Here is a 14654-nt window from a genome sequence, read left to right on the forward strand (position 1 = left end):
GAAGTAACGATTACTTCTTGTTGTATAATTTTGAGTATGATTTGTAAGATTTACAAAATTTTATTTAACCGCAAAGAGCGCAAGGTTTTTTTTTTGATATGCCGGGCTTTGTAAAAACGCAAAGGTTCGCAATGCTTAGTCTGGATAATTTTGTGCGCTCAAAATAAATAAACATGATATTTTTAAACCATATAAGTAATATAAGAAAATGTAAGTTTTAATTTGAATGAACTTATATTACTTATATGGTTTAGAATTTTTGCGTAAACCTTTGTGAACCTTGTGGTTGTATTAATGCTTACAAATTCTCAATCTGAATACGTTTCTTGTCTTTCAACTGCTTAAAATAGGTAGGTGTAAAACCTGTAATTTTTTTAAACTGATTGCTTAAATGTGCCACATTACTATAATTGAGTAAATCGGCGATTTCGCTTAACGAAAGTTCATTATAAATCAGTAATTCTTTTACTTTCTCTATTTTTTGGCTGATGAAATACTTTTCGATAGTGGTGTTTTCTATTTCCGAGAATAAATTACTGAGCGTACTGTAATCCTGGTTGAGGTTTTCGACCAGATAATCGGATAGGTTGATTTTGAGTTCATTGTTTTTATGATGGACCAGATCGATAATAAGGGTTTTGATCTTTTCGATCGTTTTGCTTTTTTTGTCATCAATCAAATCAAAACCTAAGGCGTTTAGCTTATGGAGTAAAGCTTCTTTTTGATTTTCTGTGATCGTGTCTTTTAATTCAACTTCACCTAATTCTACAGAAATAGTTGGAAGCCCGAGTTTTTCAAACTCAGACTTCACAACCATTTTACATCTGCTGCATACCATGTTTTTGATATAGAGCTTCATCTTTATTTGATCGTTTCTACCACATTTCCGCAAGTCAGCATCGATGAACCGTAGTATGGATTCTTAACGGCTTTTTCTTTGCTCAACCAATTGGCGTCTGCCATAGGGCAATATTGGTAATAAACAGGCTGAGATGCACCGGATGCTTTGATCAGTTCGTAAGTGTTTTTAGACAACGATTTGAAAGTCTCACGTTGTTTTTTAAGATCCTGATTAGATGAAATTGCTTTAGCATCAGAGGTCATTTTTTTCATGACTTTCATCCAGACATTGTGCTCGTTGTTTTTTAGTTTGTCCATTTTTACAGCGCCAATTGAAGCTAATAAAGTGGTTGCTTTCGCTGAAGATGTTTTTGCATCACTTTTGATAAGGGCATCTTTCAAAGCAAAATAATTGTCAAAAACAGCTTGAAGTGAATTGGAGTCCTGAACGTCTGTTGTCAATATTTGAGTTTTTGCTTCTGTCGCTGTTATGGTGTTTACAGACAAGGCTATTGTGATTGCTGCTAAAACAGCTTTTATTGTGTTTTTCATTTTGATATATTTTTAATAAGGATTTTAATTCCTTTAAATTAGTTTTTTTCTTTGAGAATTTGTGGGGTTGTGCGAAAGTTTAACTGCAAAGTTCGCAAGATTTTAGGCAAGGGGTGTTGTTTTTTGCTCGCAAAGACGCAAAGTTTTTTGTTTCAAGTTTCAAGTTTCAAGTTTCAGGTTGAGACTGAGACTGAGACTGAGACTGTGACCGAGACTATAAACCGAGACTGCTTTTCACCGACAAAACCCACTTATGGCTGTCACGAATACAATTACTTTATCTTAGGAGGTAACCAAATAGAGGTGAAACCATCAGAAATGTTGGCTTCGTTGTAATAGGAGATCGTTTTTTTTGTTGAAAAATTGAAACTACTGGTTTGAAGTTCAAAATCATTCGAAGCAGGGATGCTGAATTGTAAGGATGAGGTTGTACAATTGGTGTGACTGCATTTACCGTCACAATCGTGTTGCTCTTTTTCTGCGGGATTGGTGTTTTTGCAGCAGTCTTTTGTGCAGTTGTCTTTTTCTTTTTTATCTGAAGAAATTTCTTTTTTTGGAGTATTTTTTTCTGTTTTATTTCCACATGCAAAACCATGACTTGGAATCAGGAAGAATCCAATGGTCAGGAAAAGGAATAATATGCAGGTTTTTTTACTCAAGAAAATCTTATTTGCAATACAAATTTAGGCAAAAATAGTTATTGGAGGATTCTTTTAGGATTTCAATAACTAAAGTCTTTTATAATTTGTTGGGTTCATGTTTTTTCTTTTTCTGAAATAATGTGACAAATGACTTTCATCAGTAAATCCAAATTCATGAGCGACTTGTTTGATTGACAGTTGATTGTTTTGAAAACGTTTTTCGATCAAAGTGGTTCGTAAATTGTGAATGTAATCCCGATAGCTAATGGAAAAAGTTCTTTTGAAATAAGAACTAAAATAGGTTTGCGCGATATTAAAATGAGCCGCAATTACTTTGATCTGAACCAATTTTGGCTGATAAATATTTTGATGAATATAAGAAGTGATTTGCTCGTTGTCGATGGCATTTCCTTTAACAACCAGATTCATCCCGCGTAGGGTTTCTTTTATCAAACCAAAGATCGAAAGGATTTGATAAAATACAATTGGTGAATTGGACACATCGGTTTCGCAGTTGTAAGCGGCAATGTTTTCGATTGTATTTCGCAGTATTGTTTTACACGGATCATCTAATTTCAGAACTATTTCTTTTAATGTTTTATCACGCATGAAACTTTCCGGAGTATGGATTAAGAATTCATCGCAGGTCAGGTTTTGTTTCGAATTGAAATAATGATCGGTAAACTTGATATAAAAAAACCGAGTACTTTTTTTAATATCAAAATAATGTTCGTCATCGGGCGAAATAACAAATAAGTCACCTGATTTATACGGTAATAAATTGTTGTTTAAATGATGAATGCCACTTCCTTTTTTGATAAAAATGATTTCATAATAGCTATGAGAGTGGGGTGGCAGATGAAATTTTTCATCTTCAAATTCATCTATTACAAGTGTTTTGAATTGATTTAATCTTGGCATAGCGTATATATACAAGTTTATGTCGTAAATATACAATTATTTTTATCAGTAACGGCTTTAAATTTGCAGTATAGAAAATCTATTCCTTTCTTGTAAAAACAAAATGAAAAAAAGTCTTATTGCGCTGTCATTAGGTGGTTTAACGATCGGTATTACAGAGTTTGTAATGATGGGGTTGTTGCCTGATATTGCTTCAGATATGAATGTTTCCATTCCTGTGGCCGGATATTTGATTTCGGCTTACGCACTTGGAGTTGTTATTGGAGCACCCTTATTAGTAATCCTTGGAAGAAATTATGCTCCCAAGAAAATGCTTTTAATTTTAGCTGTGATGCTGACCGTTTTTAACGCTCTTTCGATCATTGCACCGGATTACGAATTTTTATTCGCTTCTAGATTTTTATCCGGATTGCCCCATGGTGCTTTCTTTGGAGTAGGAGCGGTAGTAGCAAGTCGTTTGGCGGATAAAGGCAAAGAAGCTCAGGCGATTGCCATTATGTTTTCAGGTCTGACATTGGCTAATCTGATCGGAGTGCCAATTGGAACTTATATTGGACACCATTTTATCTGGCGTCATACTTTTATACTTATTGCAATTGTCGGTTTGCTTACTTTTTTGTTTCTCTATTTATGGATGCCAAATCTCGAGAAAAATCAAAATGTAAATATGAGAACACAATTAAAATTTTTCCAACAGATCGATGCCTGGTTAATAATCGGAATTACGGCAGTTGGTTTTGGCGGATTGTTTGCCTGGATTAGTTATATCGCACCTTTATTGACCAACGTATCTAAATTTGCAGCAGAAGATGTTTCTTATATTTTGATTCTGGCAGGTTTGGGAATGGTTGTTGGGAATTTCTTAGGCGGTAAATTGGCCGATAAATTTTCACCGGCACCGACTACCTTAGCGTTATTGTTTGTAATGTCGGTCGATTTGATTTTGGTTTACTTTTTCTCTTTCAATCAATATGCTTCTTTATTCTTTACTTTCTTAACAGGAGCAATTTCTTTCTCTGTTATTGCACCTATTCAGATGTTGATGATTCGTACTGCGAAAGATGCAGAAATGATTGCTTCGGCTTCTTTACAGGGAAGTTTTAACATCGGAAATGCATTGGGTGCTTTCCTTGGTGGATTGCCTCTGGCTGCGGGTTACAGTTATGCTTCACCCAATCTTATCGGGGTTGGAATGTCTGTTGTTGGAATGCTTATCACTTTTGTTCTTATTCAGAGAAGAAGTACCGCTGTGGAAGTACAGGAAGTTAAAGTAGCGTAATTTTTTAAAGAAAAACATAAATTGAGGAACGAATAAAAATGTTTGTCTTTGTTCCGAGAAAATGGTACAGATTTCAAGAAAGTGCGTTTTGAACTTTGGCAAAGAGTTGCTAACCTGGCATACGAAAAAAAGGCACAGATTAAAGGATTAAAATGATTAAAAAAATCTGTGAGAATCTTTTTAATCTGTGGCAAAAAAATAATTCGAGGCACTATTTAAAAAAAAACAAATTGCTTGCTTTGATGTAGAATCTTATTCATAAAAAAAGGCTGACAATATACTCGTCAGCCTTTTTTGTATTCGAAAAAAAATGATTTTTACCAGCCTTTTACAGCTCCGCCTTTAAATTCTTTTTCGGCCGCTTTTTCAACCTCAACCGATTGGAATGCTTTTAAGAATTTAAGAACTTTTGGATCATTTTTATTGTCTTCTCTCGAAACGACCAGATTTACATACGGTGAATCTTTATCTTCCACAAACAAAGCATCTCTTGATGGAACAAGTCCGGCTTGTGAGGAGAATGTGTTATTGATAATAGCAATCGTTACATTTTGATCGTCTAAGGTTCTTGGAATTTGTGGTGCTTCTAATTCTAAGATTTTTAAGTTCTTTGGATTTTCAGCAATGTCAATTACTTTTGGCAAAAGACCAACATTATCTTTCAATTTTATAAGCCCATTTTTTTGAAGTAGTAATAACGAACGCCCACCATTTGTCGGATCATTTGGAATTACGATTGTACTTCCCGGTTTTAATTCAGCAAGTGTTTTTATTTTTCTGGAATAAGCGGCGATTGGATAAATAAAAGTTTTACCGATTATTGCCAATTTGTATCCTCTTTGTTTTGCTTGTGCATCAAGATAAGGTTTGTGCTGAAAAGCATTGGCGTCAATGTCGCCTTGATTTAAAGCTTCGTTTGGTACCACATAATCATTAAAAGAAATGAGTTCAACTTCTAAACCGTATTTGTCTTTAGCTACTTTTTGAGCGGCTTGAGCAACAGCAAATTCCGGCCCTGTAGCAACACCGATTTTTATGTGATTAGGGTCGTTTTTCTTTTCTTTTCCACAGTTAGAAAGCGTTAAAGCTAAGAGTAGAATTCCTGTAAGTATTGAAAGTTTATTTCTGGTATTCATATTTTTATTTTTTAAATTAAAAAGGAGTTTATCTGTGGTCGAAATATTTTGAAAGTCTGTCTCCGGTAAATTGTATGATAAATACAAGGGCCACTAGCAAAACTAAAACAGTATTCATAATGGTTGCATCATAACCGATATAACCATATTGGTAACCAATTTGTCCTAGTCCGCCTGCACCAACGGCTCCGCCCATTGCAGAATAGCCAACAAGGGTGATCAGGGTAATGGAGGCAGCATTGATAAGAGACGGAAGTGCTTCCGGTAGTAACACTTTATATACAATTTGTAATGGTGTGGCGCCTAAAGCTCTTGCCGCTTCGATTAATCCTGAAGGCAGGCTCAGTAAACTGTTTTCGACCAATCTTGCAATAAAGGGAGCAGCTCCAATACTTAAAGGAACTAAGGCAGCACTAACTCCAATTGAAGTTCCAACCAAAGCTCTTGTAAAAGGAATCATCCAAACGATTAAAATAATAAACGGAATCGATCGGAAGATGTTTACGAGTATCGAAAGAATTCGGTTGAATATAACGTGTTCTAAAATCTGACCTTTTCGGGTTAGAAAGAGTAATATTCCCGAAGGAAGACCCAATAAAAAACCGAAGAATCCGGCTAAAAATGTCATTACAATAGTTTCTAATGTACCTTGTAATAGTAGTGTTATAATAGATTCAGACATAGCCTAATAGTTCTGTTTTTACGTGTTTGTCATTAAAAAATTGAATGGCTTCTTTTTGCTGAGTTTCATTACCAGATAATTCAACGATAAGAATTCCGAAATTGGTTTCGCCGGCATAAGCGGTTTGTGCGGTAATAATATTGGCATTCACACCAAACTGAATGGCAGCCTGAGTTAGTATGGGTTCGTTTACCGATTTTCCATTGAGCTCCAATCGCAATAAAGGAAATAAGCCCTCTTTGTAAACCGATTGTAAACGGTCCTGATACAGTTCGGGAATTTCAATATGCAAAGAGGAAGCTATAAACTCGCGTGTCAATTCGTTTTTTGGATTGGCAAATATCTCGCCCACAGTACCTTGTTCAATTAATTTTCCATTACTGATTACGGCAACCTCATCACAAATTGCTTTTACAACTTCCATTTGATGGGTGATTAGTAAAATGGTAATGTTCAGACGTTTATTGATGTCTTTTAATAAATTTAAAATCGATCTCGTCGTTCCAGGGTCCAATGCGCTTGTTGCCTCATCACATAAAAGGACTTTGGGATTATTGGCTAAAGTTCTTGCAATGGCTACACGTTGTTTTTGCCCGCCCGATAGACTCGCCGGATAATCATTGATTTTTTCCGCCAGTCCAACAAGGTCTAATAATTCCAGTACACGTTCTTTGATGGTATTTTTGGAAGCTCCGGCTAATTCTAATGGAAAAGCCACATTCTCAAAAACGGTACGGGAGGATAAAAGATTAAAATGCTGAAAAATCATTCCGATTTGTCTTCTTTCCTGCGCCAACTGAGAATTACTTAATTGTAATAATGATTTTCCGTCTACAATTACGTCTCCTGAAGTTGGTTTTTCCAGTAAGTTGATACAACGGATCAGGGTGCTTTTTCCTGCTCCGGAGGTACCGATAACTCCAAAAACTTTACCCGGAGGTACGTGAAGTGATACATCCTGAAGAGCAATAATTTCTCTTCCTGTTTTATAAAACTTTTTAGTAATATTCTTTAATTCTATCATATTCTGGTATTTCTAGTCGATTTGAAGAGTAGAAAGAAAAACACAATCTCTCTAAATTTCGCTGCAAATGTAAGTCACATTTTTTTTATAACAAAATCTATCGGCTAAGTAGAATATTAATTAGATGTTAATTATTGCATTTAAAAGCTGCTTATTGTTTAATAATGCTTTGAATTAGAGGGGTGATTTTAGGAATGTTTTATTTTTTTAGTTCTCGGTCTCGGTCTCAGTCACAGTCTCGGTCTCAGTTTGCATTTTGCATTTCACAACTTCATAGTAATAAACTAATAATACAATCTAAAATCAAGTAGTTTACAAAGATTGTAATGTTTCTGATACAACTCTTCAACTACTTCGGTAAGGTCATCATTGTCCTGATACAAGCTAAAAAAGGCCTTGTCGATAGTGCTGTAACTGGCAATTTTGTTGTAAGAAGATCCATAACCCGAAATAGCACGTGCTCCGGTTATATCCAGAAAGTATTGGGCTTCCTCGGCGGTTAAGTCTAAGATTTTTCTGTTGGCGAAGTGAATTACTTTCCCTTTCATTTTTCCTTCAAAGAGTTCGGCTATTTCTTCCAGACTATAGTAATAATCGTGTAGGCAAATATTGTTGGGCTCTCCGGGCATCACTAAATATATGATTTCATAATCTTTAAAATTATGATCTTCATAAAGTAATATGTTCAGGCTTTCTTCTAATCCTTCAATGGTGTCGCAGGTTCTGTAGATACTGGCTATACCTTGGTTAATTGCAATTTCTTCTAAATTTTTGACAACCTCAGTTGCGCCAATGGTTTCTACATCGGGAACGCCTTCCAGACAGAAAATAAATTTTTCATAATCCATACCATTATATTTTCCGGGTTTCTATAAGTAACAAAGTGGTCGCCTTTGTTCTTCCTGACAAATATATTTTTTATTGTATAAAAAGTAGTAGACGAAAGGGGATTTTAACGATTTTTTTTTAATATTTAGCTCTAAGTCTCAGTCTCAGTCTCAGTTTGCGAGTTCGGATTTGAGATGAGACTGTGACTGAAAACTGCGACTGCGACTGTAACTGCAAACTAAAAAAAAAAGACACCAGGTTTTTTGGAATAAAATTTGTGTTAGTCGAGGAGCGCTTTAGATGACTATCAAAAAACTATACCAAACTAACTAAATAAAAAACCACTTATGAGAATTTTTAAATGGACGAAGGAACAAATTGTAATTGTATTGTGTCTTGTATTTCAAATTGGACTTTCGCAAAATAGGACACTGGTTGTTGTCGACAAAACAACGGGTTTTCCTATAGATAATGCCGCTATTTTTTCTGTAGAAGAAAACGAAGGAACATTTACAAATTCAGAAGGTAAAGCGGCTATTGTATTGAAAAATGGTGCTTTTAAGATCTCAAAATTAGGTTTTGATGATGTTATTTTAGAAAAAGGATGGGAGACTCAATCAGATACTATTTTTATGATTGCCCAAGCAGTTCAGCTTGACGAGATCGTTATAAAATCTTTTAATTTAAATAAAGCAATACAATATGTTTTAGATAATTATGCTCGTTTTTACGTTCATACTCCATTTGAAAAAGAGTGCAGTTTTAAAGAAACGGTATCGGTAGATAATCAACTAAAAAGATTAATTCTGAGCAAGATCAATTGGTGGGACAAAACGTATGAATTTCAAAAGAGGAGTAAAATAAAACTGCGATTGGGCGCGATTGATTATAATAAAAATATTCCGCTGGATATTTTTACAGATGTTCCGCGTGTCAATGAGAATAACAGTGGTTATATAAATCCTGGTTCTTTAATTAGTGCAATTTATTTGAATTCCTGTCTTTCGAATTTCGTTAAGTTTAATAAAGACGTAATTGGGGTAGTCGAAGAATCTCCTTCAGATCAGATTATAGTATCTTTTGAGTCGGATTGGGAAACGACTAAAGAAGTTTCTAAAAGAGTAAGAGGTAAAGTTATTTTTGATAAAAAATCTAAGGCCGTTTTAGAATTTAGAAACACGGTCGAATACCAAAACAATTTAACTAAGGGAATTGTAAAAGAGAGTAAAAAGGAATCTATAACAGAAAACAAAACAGCATCGTGGAGGTTGACTTTTCATAAAATAGAAAATGAAGTACTGGCATTAAAATCTTTTGAAGCCAGCGCGGAAGCATTAATCACCTATGACAATAAAATGCATCCGGTAGTTTTTGAAAATTCCATCTATGTTTTTAAAGAAACAGCAGTTGATAAAGTAAATAATGATGGTTTAATTAATCTTTCGAAACCCATTTATCAAAGTTTACCTGTAGCAACAATTGCGAGCACAAACACGATACTTTTGAATAAGATTGAAAGTGATTTTATTAATGGTAAATAGTAAAATGTGGTTTGTAAATTGTAAACCTAGACTGTAGACTGAGACTGCACAACGAGACTAAAGACTAACCACTAACTTCTGCACAGGCTTTTTATGTCCGCAGGCGGCACAGAAGGCAGCTTTTGAAGTTCGATAGGGTTTGTTGCAATTTTCGCAGGGAGAACCATATAATACAATTCTGTGATGCATGATGACATTGGGGTCCTTTTCTTCATAACCGGAAAGTTCTTTGTAATAATCGAGTAGTCCTTTAAAGCGTTCCTGTCTTGTCATAGTACACTTGCCGGTTTGAAAACCGTGACGATACAGTTTTGTTGCTATAAGATGTTCTTCTTCATTCAACATCGGGACTTCTTTTTTGCAACGCCAACACCAAAGATTTTTCATTGTATTATTTTTTATTAATCTAACTTTTGCAATGTTTTGTTGTGATATTCTGCTTTTTGTTTTTTTATCGGCAGCAGTTTTTTACATCTGATTACAAAAATCGTTTTTATTGTAAATAAAAAAACACGTATAAATACCTGTTTTTAGAGAAAAAGAATACTTTATCGAAAAGAAGTTTGTATAGGTTATAGGTAAAGATAATCAGTGGTTTACAGTTGTTGCTTTGTTTTTAGAATTTTTACTTCTATGTAAATCAATCCAAAGATTATTAAAATTTCACCAATAAAGTAGCTTATTCCTAAAGTAGTAAGCCGATCCAGAAAAAAGAATACCAGTCCAAGTGTTGTAAGACAGTAGATGGAATTGGCCAGAATAATTGGTTTTAATAATTTTCGAATATTGGGTTTGGATATTGTAAAGGAAAAGAAGGAATAGAACGCAAAAAGAAATGCTGTTAACGACAGCGCAGTTAGAATCGCTTTTGGCATACCAAAATAAATGTCAAAAGGACTAAGAACAAACAATAATAGAGCAGCGGTCAAAAGAGCTCCCAAACCATCTAGGAGAAAAATAGTTTTGGGTTTAGATTGTATTTTTTCGATTTGCTTCGAGAACAGATTCATTTATTATTGGATTGAAATGAGTTATTTTGATTTAGTTTAGCTTCTTAAAATCTTCTCCATCGCTTTTCCCTTTGCCAGTTCATCGACCATTTTATCCAGATAGCGAATCTTTTGCATGAGTTTATTTTCAATTTCTTCTACACGATAACCACAGATTACCCCTGTGATTTTTGAAACGTTTGCATTCATTTGTGGCGCTTCTGCGAAAAAGGTTTCAAAATCAGTTTTGTTGTCTATTAATTGTTGTAATTCTTCAGGGCTATATCCGGTTAGCCAGTAAATTATAGTATCTACTTCCTCCTTAGTGCGGCCTTTTCTCTCCACTTTATTGATGTAATGCGGATAGACGCTTGCAAAGGAGGTGGTGAATATTCTATGTTTTTCCATGGGTTTTAATTTCCGGTTTTTCTATACTGCTTAATCGTATGGCTCCCAAAGCTGAATTTTGTTGCCTTCCATATCAATAATATGAACAAATTTTCCGTATTCGTATGTTTCTATGATGTCAACAATAGTCACGCCTTCTTTTTTTAATTCTTCGACTAATGCCTCCAAATCGGCGACTCTGTAATTGATCATAAAGTCTTTTGCGGAAGGCTCAAAATACTTTGTGGTTTCGGGAAACGGACTCCATTGGGTAGAACCATTTTTGGTGGAGTCGGAAGCTTCTTTCCATTCAAAAGTGGCTCCATATTCGTTTGTGTCCAAACCAAGGTGTGTTTTATACCATTCTTTCATTTTGTCAGGATCATTGCATTTAAAAAATATGCCCCCAATACCGGTTACTTTTTTCATTTTTGTTGTTTTTTATAGCTAAGCTAAAATAGCTTTTTTTATGCTTTTATGTTTAGAATTAATCGGATGATCTTCCACTGTCACAGGTGATTTTACTTTTCTATTATTTCTTGTATAGCGATTCTGTTTCCTTCGCTGTCCTGGAATTCGGCAACGATAAATCCGTAATTTTCATTTATCGTTTTAGGATACAAAATGGTTCCGTTTTGCGCCAGTACTTTTTGTAAGGTTTGGTCAATATTAGCTGTTCTGAAATAAATTATAACACCCTCTTTTGAAGGTTTGTAAACATCTCCTTTTGCTAATGCTCCCGAAATTCCGCTACGAGTATCTTCAAATGGGAATAAGGTCATTTCGTAATGATCGATTATTTCTCTTTCAAAACTAAAACCAAATACAGTTTTATAGAAATTTTCGGCCCGATTCAGATCGTTCACGGGAATTTCAAAATAGATTACAGGATTTGTTTTGGTCATAGTGGTTTTGTTTAAATGGTTTTACGCAGATTTAGTAAGTCAAGCTCCTTAATATATAAAGAAAGAATCCGTTAAATCTACGTGAAAATTGCTTATCGCTTTGATGCCGAATAAGTAAAACTAAAGATAATACTATTTAGATAAATTTTGATTTTGAATTGCTGCCGTTTTTTTATTTAAAGAAATCGTCGGGATTATTTTACGACTTGATAAGAAAGACAGGAGGTCAGTCAAACCTGTTCTTTCTCATTGCTCCTGAAGCTAAGCGGACTCATTCCGGTTTGTTTTCTGAAGAATTTTCCAAAATTAGAAGTGTCAGAAAAGTTAAGTTGGAACGCAATCTCTGCGATGTTGAGGTCGGTGTGTTTGATCATCAGTTTGGCCTCTTTGATAATTCTGTCATTGATCAGCGTAAGCACAGTTAAACCGGTTATGGTTTTTACAGATTTAGACAGGTGGCTGACGCTCACCGTGAGAAGATCTGCATATTCTTCTACTGTTCTTTTAGTGAGATAATGCAGGTTTATCAATTGTATAAACTTTTTGGTGAGTACTTGTTGTGCGTTGGGCAGTTTTACCACTTTTTGTTGCTCAATAATCTCAAATTCTTTTAACTGATAAAGCAATGCGAAGAACTTATGTACAGCTATGTTGTAAATAGATTGAGAGGCTTCATAGGCCAGAAATACCTCTTCGAAACGGGGTGCTATGTTTGTGTAATGACTTTGAGTGAGTTGAAATAAATTGGTATTTAACGTATCAAAGAAAGGGAATTCCTGTACGAAATCGGGTTTAAAAAAATGAAAACTATCCTCTTTAAAGTAGATTAAATAGCCTTCAGTATTCTTGTCTCTGAAAAAACTATAAACCTGCCTTGGAGACTGAAAGACTAAAAAGGATTCCTTTATATTCTCTTCAATATTATTGTAACCCACCTGCGTGTTTCCATTAGAAATTAAAAGTGCGACAAAATAGAAACCTCTGCGAAATGGAGATCGGTAAATATCTCCTTTGTGTTCTGCCAATCTCATACAATAAAACAGAGGATTCGAGGTACGGTGTTCAACACCGGTTGATTCTAAAAAAGAATTGATACTATCGTAAAAGGGAATGTTTTCTTTTTCTTCAGGCATATTGGTTTAAGGTGTTAGTCTAACAGAATAAAGGATTATAACTAATTTACTAAATGTATTTGGACGTATTGCAGGCTAACGACTTAGGACGCGCTAACGTAAAGTCTAATATCGAAAATCAAATCGAATTGTGCAATATTCAAACGCTCCTTTGTAAGAATAAATTGAAAATGCCAGAATTGACCATTATTGTCCTTTTTTGAACCATTTAAAGCTTTAAAGATCAGGTACCTTTGATCCTTGTCAGGGAATGATTATTAATCATGCTATAAAAAAACTTAAAACAAATGAAAATGTTTCTATTAAAAATTCTGGTAGTACTAGTTATTCTAATAGCTGTACTATGTATAATTGCCGCTTTTGCCCCAAAAAAGTATGTCATCACAAGGGAGATTACGATTAATAAACCTGCTGAAAATGTATACGAGTATCTGAGGTTTCTTAATCATCATAGGGAGTTTAATCAATGGCTGAAGTATGATCCGAATACTAAAATTGAATTAAAAGGAAATGCAGACGGACAGGAGGGAGCGATTCTCTCTTTTGAAAGTGAGCATGAAAAATGTGGAAAGGGCGAGTTTGAAAATGTCCGACTTATTAAAAACAAGCAAATAGATTTTAAAATCAGATTTATGGCACCTTATGTTTTTACTGCCGACGGAACTTTGTTCGTTAATGCGGTCAACGAGAATCAAACAAATTTGGTGTGGAAGTACCAAGGAGGGAAGGACTGGCCAATGAATATTATTTTATTATTTGTAAACATGGATAAAATCATTGGTGCCGATATCGAGAGTACCATGAGAAATATAAAAACGAACACTGAAAAACTATAAACTATGTCATTTGCAACCTATCTAAAAAACATCGAAGAAAAAACAGGTAAAACACCTCAGGATTTTCAACTTCTTGCCGAAGAAAAAGGCTATACGGTAAATGGAGCGATGGGGCCAACTATCAAAGCCACTAATATCATCAATTGGTTAAAAGCCGATTATGATCTCGGACACGGACATGCCACCGCCATGTATGCTTATATTAACGGGAAACGAGAATGATGGTAATGATACTATGGTTCTCAGTACTTATTGTTAATGCAGTTTCGGGCCATTAGCCCCGATTGTTTTATTACTTTTAAAACAAAGCTGACAGGTTTTTGAAACCTGCCAGCTTTGTTTTTTCTAGTATTTAATTCTCTTTATAAAATTAGATTTGATACAAGGTTTTTTTGCTTTATGGGTATATCTCATTTAAAATGATAAGATTGCAAAAAAATACATCGATAATTGAATTATTTTTCCTGTTCTAAATTATCAACATCAGAAATCTGATCCAGTATATTGGTTTGGTTGGGTGAGACGTAATTTTTCGTTTCATTAGCATTTTCTTTCTTAAAAAGAATATCTAATGCATTGTACAATTTTAATAAAACATCTTTGTCTTCTTTTGCAATATCTAGAGCAGTATTAAAATTAAAAACATAATTGTTCGAATTGCGTACTTCTACTTTTATCGTTTTTGATGTGATTTTAAATTTTACTATATCCATTGTTTGTAAATTACTTAGTTTGCAAAATGTTGTTTTCAAGGGAGTTATTGTCCCTTTTTTTTGAAATAAAACACCAATAAAAAACCCCTAATCAATGGATGATTAGGGGGTTGTTTTTGTAGCGAGGACGGGAGTTGAACCCGTGACCTCAGGGTTATGAATCTCAATATTAGACACGTTTATTGATTGTAACGTGTTTAATGTTAAGATTTTTAAAAGACCAAAATCGTTTTGAAACGTTTTTATC

18 protein-coding genes are annotated in these 14654 nt (G+C 34.4%); 4 read left to right on the forward strand and 14 right to left on the reverse strand.

Annotated features, from left to right (window positions below):
- Window positions 1–298: 298 nt before the first annotated feature.
- The 4 genes from ACHRV3_RS10815 to ACHRV3_RS10830 form a co-directional block, all read right to left on the reverse strand.
- Window positions 299–859 carry a helix-turn-helix domain-containing protein gene (locus tag ACHRV3_RS10815; protein ID WP_395434628.1) on the reverse strand — a complete coding sequence of 187 codons (561 nt, stop codon included), beginning with the start codon at window positions 857–859 and terminating at the stop codon, window positions 299–301.
- Window positions 860–861: 2 nt separating this feature from the next.
- On the reverse strand, window positions 862–1392 hold the full coding sequence (locus ACHRV3_RS10820) for a DUF3347 domain-containing protein (RefSeq protein ID WP_395434629.1): 531 nt from the start codon (window positions 1390–1392) through the stop codon (window positions 862–864).
- Window positions 1393–1664: 272 nt separating this feature from the next.
- A complete protein-coding gene (locus ACHRV3_RS10825) occupies window positions 1665–2051 on the reverse strand; it encodes a hypothetical protein (RefSeq protein WP_395434630.1) in 387 nt (128 codons plus the stop codon).
- A 69-nt stretch (window positions 2052–2120) separates the two neighbouring features.
- Window positions 2121–2954, reverse strand: coding sequence for an AraC family transcriptional regulator (locus tag ACHRV3_RS10830; protein ID WP_047774024.1), 834 nt, complete (start codon window positions 2952–2954; stop codon window positions 2121–2123).
- 103 nt (window positions 2955–3057) lie between these two features.
- Here ACHRV3_RS10830 and ACHRV3_RS10835 point away from each other — a divergent pair, with 103 nt between their 5' ends.
- Window positions 3058–4233, forward strand: coding sequence for an MFS transporter (locus tag ACHRV3_RS10835; RefSeq protein ID WP_047774022.1), 1176 nt, complete (start codon window positions 3058–3060; stop codon window positions 4231–4233).
- A 317-nt stretch (window positions 4234–4550) separates the two neighbouring features.
- On the opposite strand, the gene metQ is transcribed toward ACHRV3_RS10835, so the two are convergent.
- From metQ to ACHRV3_RS10855, 4 genes are all read right to left on the reverse strand, one after another.
- Window positions 4551–5369 carry a methionine ABC transporter substrate-binding lipoprotein MetQ gene (gene metQ, locus ACHRV3_RS10840; protein WP_395434631.1) on the reverse strand — a complete coding sequence of 273 codons (819 nt, stop codon included), beginning with the start codon at window positions 5367–5369 and terminating at the stop codon, window positions 4551–4553.
- A gap of 28 nt (window positions 5370–5397) precedes the next feature.
- Window positions 5398–6051, reverse strand: a complete 654-nt coding sequence (gene metI / locus ACHRV3_RS10845) for a methionine ABC transporter permease MetI (RefSeq protein WP_395434632.1) — start codon at window positions 6049–6051, stop codon at window positions 5398–5400.
- Window positions 6044–7075 (reverse strand): methionine ABC transporter ATP-binding protein MetN, encoded by a 1032-nt coding sequence (metN, locus tag ACHRV3_RS10850; RefSeq protein ID WP_395434633.1) that lies wholly within the window; start codon window positions 7073–7075, stop codon window positions 6044–6046. The genes metI and metN overlap by 8 nt, the downstream gene beginning before the upstream one ends.
- Window positions 7076–7359: 284 nt before the next feature.
- Complete coding sequence (locus ACHRV3_RS10855) at window positions 7360–7923, reverse strand: DUF6642 family protein (RefSeq protein ID WP_395434634.1); 564 nt, start codon at window positions 7921–7923, stop codon at window positions 7360–7362.
- A 327-nt stretch (window positions 7924–8250) separates the two neighbouring features.
- Here ACHRV3_RS10855 and ACHRV3_RS10860 point away from each other — a divergent pair, with 327 nt between their 5' ends.
- The gene (locus ACHRV3_RS10860; protein ID WP_395434635.1) at window positions 8251–9444 is read left to right on the forward strand and encodes a hypothetical protein; all 1194 of its coding nucleotides are present in this window, start codon (window positions 8251–8253) and stop codon (window positions 9442–9444) included.
- A 57-nt stretch (window positions 9445–9501) separates the two neighbouring features.
- Here ACHRV3_RS10860 and ACHRV3_RS10865 read toward each other — a convergent pair whose 3' ends face one another.
- The 5 genes from ACHRV3_RS10865 to ACHRV3_RS10885 all read right to left on the reverse strand — a co-directional run bounded on the left by ACHRV3_RS10865 (window position 9502) and on the right by ACHRV3_RS10885 (window position 12858).
- A complete protein-coding gene (locus tag ACHRV3_RS10865) occupies window positions 9502–9717 on the reverse strand; it encodes a hypothetical protein (protein WP_319624884.1) in 216 nt (71 codons plus the stop codon).
- A gap of 773 nt (window positions 9718–10490) precedes the next feature.
- Window positions 10491–10841, reverse strand: a complete 351-nt coding sequence (locus ACHRV3_RS10870; RefSeq protein ID WP_395434636.1) for a DUF2200 domain-containing protein — start codon at window positions 10839–10841, stop codon at window positions 10491–10493.
- Window positions 10842–10871: 30 nt separating this feature from the next.
- Window positions 10872–11249 (reverse strand): VOC family protein, encoded by a 378-nt coding sequence (locus ACHRV3_RS10875; RefSeq protein WP_395434637.1) that lies wholly within the window; start codon window positions 11247–11249, stop codon window positions 10872–10874.
- Window positions 11250–11341: 92 nt separating this feature from the next.
- Window positions 11342–11725: a VOC family protein gene (locus ACHRV3_RS10880; RefSeq protein ID WP_395434638.1), complete on the reverse strand. Its 384-nt coding sequence runs from the start codon at window positions 11723–11725 to the stop codon at window positions 11342–11344.
- 230 nt (window positions 11726–11955) lie between these two features.
- The gene (locus tag ACHRV3_RS10885) at window positions 11956–12858 is read right to left on the reverse strand and encodes a helix-turn-helix domain-containing protein (protein ID WP_395434639.1); all 903 of its coding nucleotides are present in this window, start codon (window positions 12856–12858) and stop codon (window positions 11956–11958) included.
- Between the two features lie 293 nt (window positions 12859–13151).
- On the opposite strand from ACHRV3_RS10885, the gene ACHRV3_RS10890 reads away from it, so the two are divergent.
- Both ACHRV3_RS10890 and ACHRV3_RS10895 read left to right on the forward strand, forming a co-directional pair.
- A complete protein-coding gene (locus ACHRV3_RS10890) occupies window positions 13152–13694 on the forward strand; it encodes an SRPBCC family protein (protein ID WP_395434640.1) in 543 nt (180 codons plus the stop codon).
- 3 nt (window positions 13695–13697) lie between these two features.
- Window positions 13698–13916, forward strand: coding sequence for a DUF4287 domain-containing protein (locus ACHRV3_RS10895; protein ID WP_047773998.1), 219 nt, complete (start codon window positions 13698–13700; stop codon window positions 13914–13916).
- Window positions 13917–14149: 233 nt separating this feature from the next.
- On the opposite strand, the gene ACHRV3_RS10900 is transcribed toward ACHRV3_RS10895, so the two are convergent.
- The gene (locus ACHRV3_RS10900; RefSeq protein WP_047773996.1) at window positions 14150–14407 is read right to left on the reverse strand and encodes a hypothetical protein; all 258 of its coding nucleotides are present in this window, start codon (window positions 14405–14407) and stop codon (window positions 14150–14152) included.
- Between the last annotated feature and the right edge of the window lie 247 nt (window positions 14408–14654).

It is taken from the genome of Flavobacterium sp. FlaQc-49, assembly GCF_044005985.1.
In the GTDB taxonomy this organism is placed as follows: domain Bacteria; phylum Bacteroidota; class Bacteroidia; order Flavobacteriales; family Flavobacteriaceae; genus Flavobacterium; species Flavobacterium cupriresistens.

What these genes read in the sequence shown, in the direction of transcription:
- ACHRV3_RS10815 (WP_395434628.1), bottom strand. Translation starts at nt 859, where the DNA reads ATGAAGCTCTATATCAAAAACATGGTATGCAGCAGATGTAAAATGGTT.
- ACHRV3_RS10820 (WP_395434629.1), bottom strand. Translation starts at nt 1,392, where the DNA reads ATGAAAAACACAATAAAAGCTGTTTTAGCAGCAATCACAATAGCCTTG.
- ACHRV3_RS10830 (WP_047774024.1), bottom strand. Translation starts at nt 2,954, where the DNA reads ATGCCAAGATTAAATCAATTCAAAACACTTGTAATAGATGAATTTGAA.
- ACHRV3_RS10835 (WP_047774022.1), top strand. Translation starts at nt 3,058, where the DNA reads ATGAAAAAAAGTCTTATTGCGCTGTCATTAGGTGGTTTAACGATCGGT.
- metQ (WP_395434631.1), bottom strand. Translation starts at nt 5,369, where the DNA reads ATGAATACCAGAAATAAACTTTCAATACTTACAGGAATTCTACTCTTA.
- metI (WP_395434632.1), bottom strand. Translation starts at nt 6,051, where the DNA reads ATGTCTGAATCTATTATAACACTACTATTACAAGGTACATTAGAAACT.
- metN (WP_395434633.1), bottom strand. Translation starts at nt 7,075, where the DNA reads ATGATAGAATTAAAGAATATTACTAAAAAGTTTTATAAAACAGGAAGA.
- ACHRV3_RS10855 (WP_395434634.1), bottom strand. Translation starts at nt 7,923, where the DNA reads ATGGATTATGAAAAATTTATTTTCTGTCTGGAAGGCGTTCCCGATGTA.
- ACHRV3_RS10860 (WP_395434635.1), top strand. Translation starts at nt 8,251, where the DNA reads ATGAGAATTTTTAAATGGACGAAGGAACAAATTGTAATTGTATTGTGT.
- ACHRV3_RS10865 (WP_319624884.1), bottom strand. Translation starts at nt 9,717, where the DNA reads ATGACAAGACAGGAACGCTTTAAAGGACTACTCGATTATTACAAAGAA.
- ACHRV3_RS10870 (WP_395434636.1), bottom strand. Translation starts at nt 10,841, where the DNA reads ATGGAAAAACATAGAATATTCACCACCTCCTTTGCAAGCGTCTATCCG.
- ACHRV3_RS10875 (WP_395434637.1), bottom strand. Translation starts at nt 11,249, where the DNA reads ATGAAAAAAGTAACCGGTATTGGGGGCATATTTTTTAAATGCAATGAT.
- ACHRV3_RS10880 (WP_395434638.1), bottom strand. Translation starts at nt 11,725, where the DNA reads ATGACCAAAACAAATCCTGTAATCTATTTTGAAATTCCCGTGAACGAT.
- ACHRV3_RS10885 (WP_395434639.1), bottom strand. Translation starts at nt 12,858, where the DNA reads ATGCCTGAAGAAAAAGAAAACATTCCCTTTTACGATAGTATCAATTCT.
- ACHRV3_RS10890 (WP_395434640.1), top strand. Translation starts at nt 13,152, where the DNA reads ATGTTTCTATTAAAAATTCTGGTAGTACTAGTTATTCTAATAGCTGTA.
- ACHRV3_RS10895 (WP_047773998.1), top strand. Translation starts at nt 13,698, where the DNA reads ATGTCATTTGCAACCTATCTAAAAAACATCGAAGAAAAAACAGGTAAA.
- ACHRV3_RS10900 (WP_047773996.1), bottom strand. Translation starts at nt 14,407, where the DNA reads ATGGATATAGTAAAATTTAAAATCACATCAAAAACGATAAAAGTAGAA.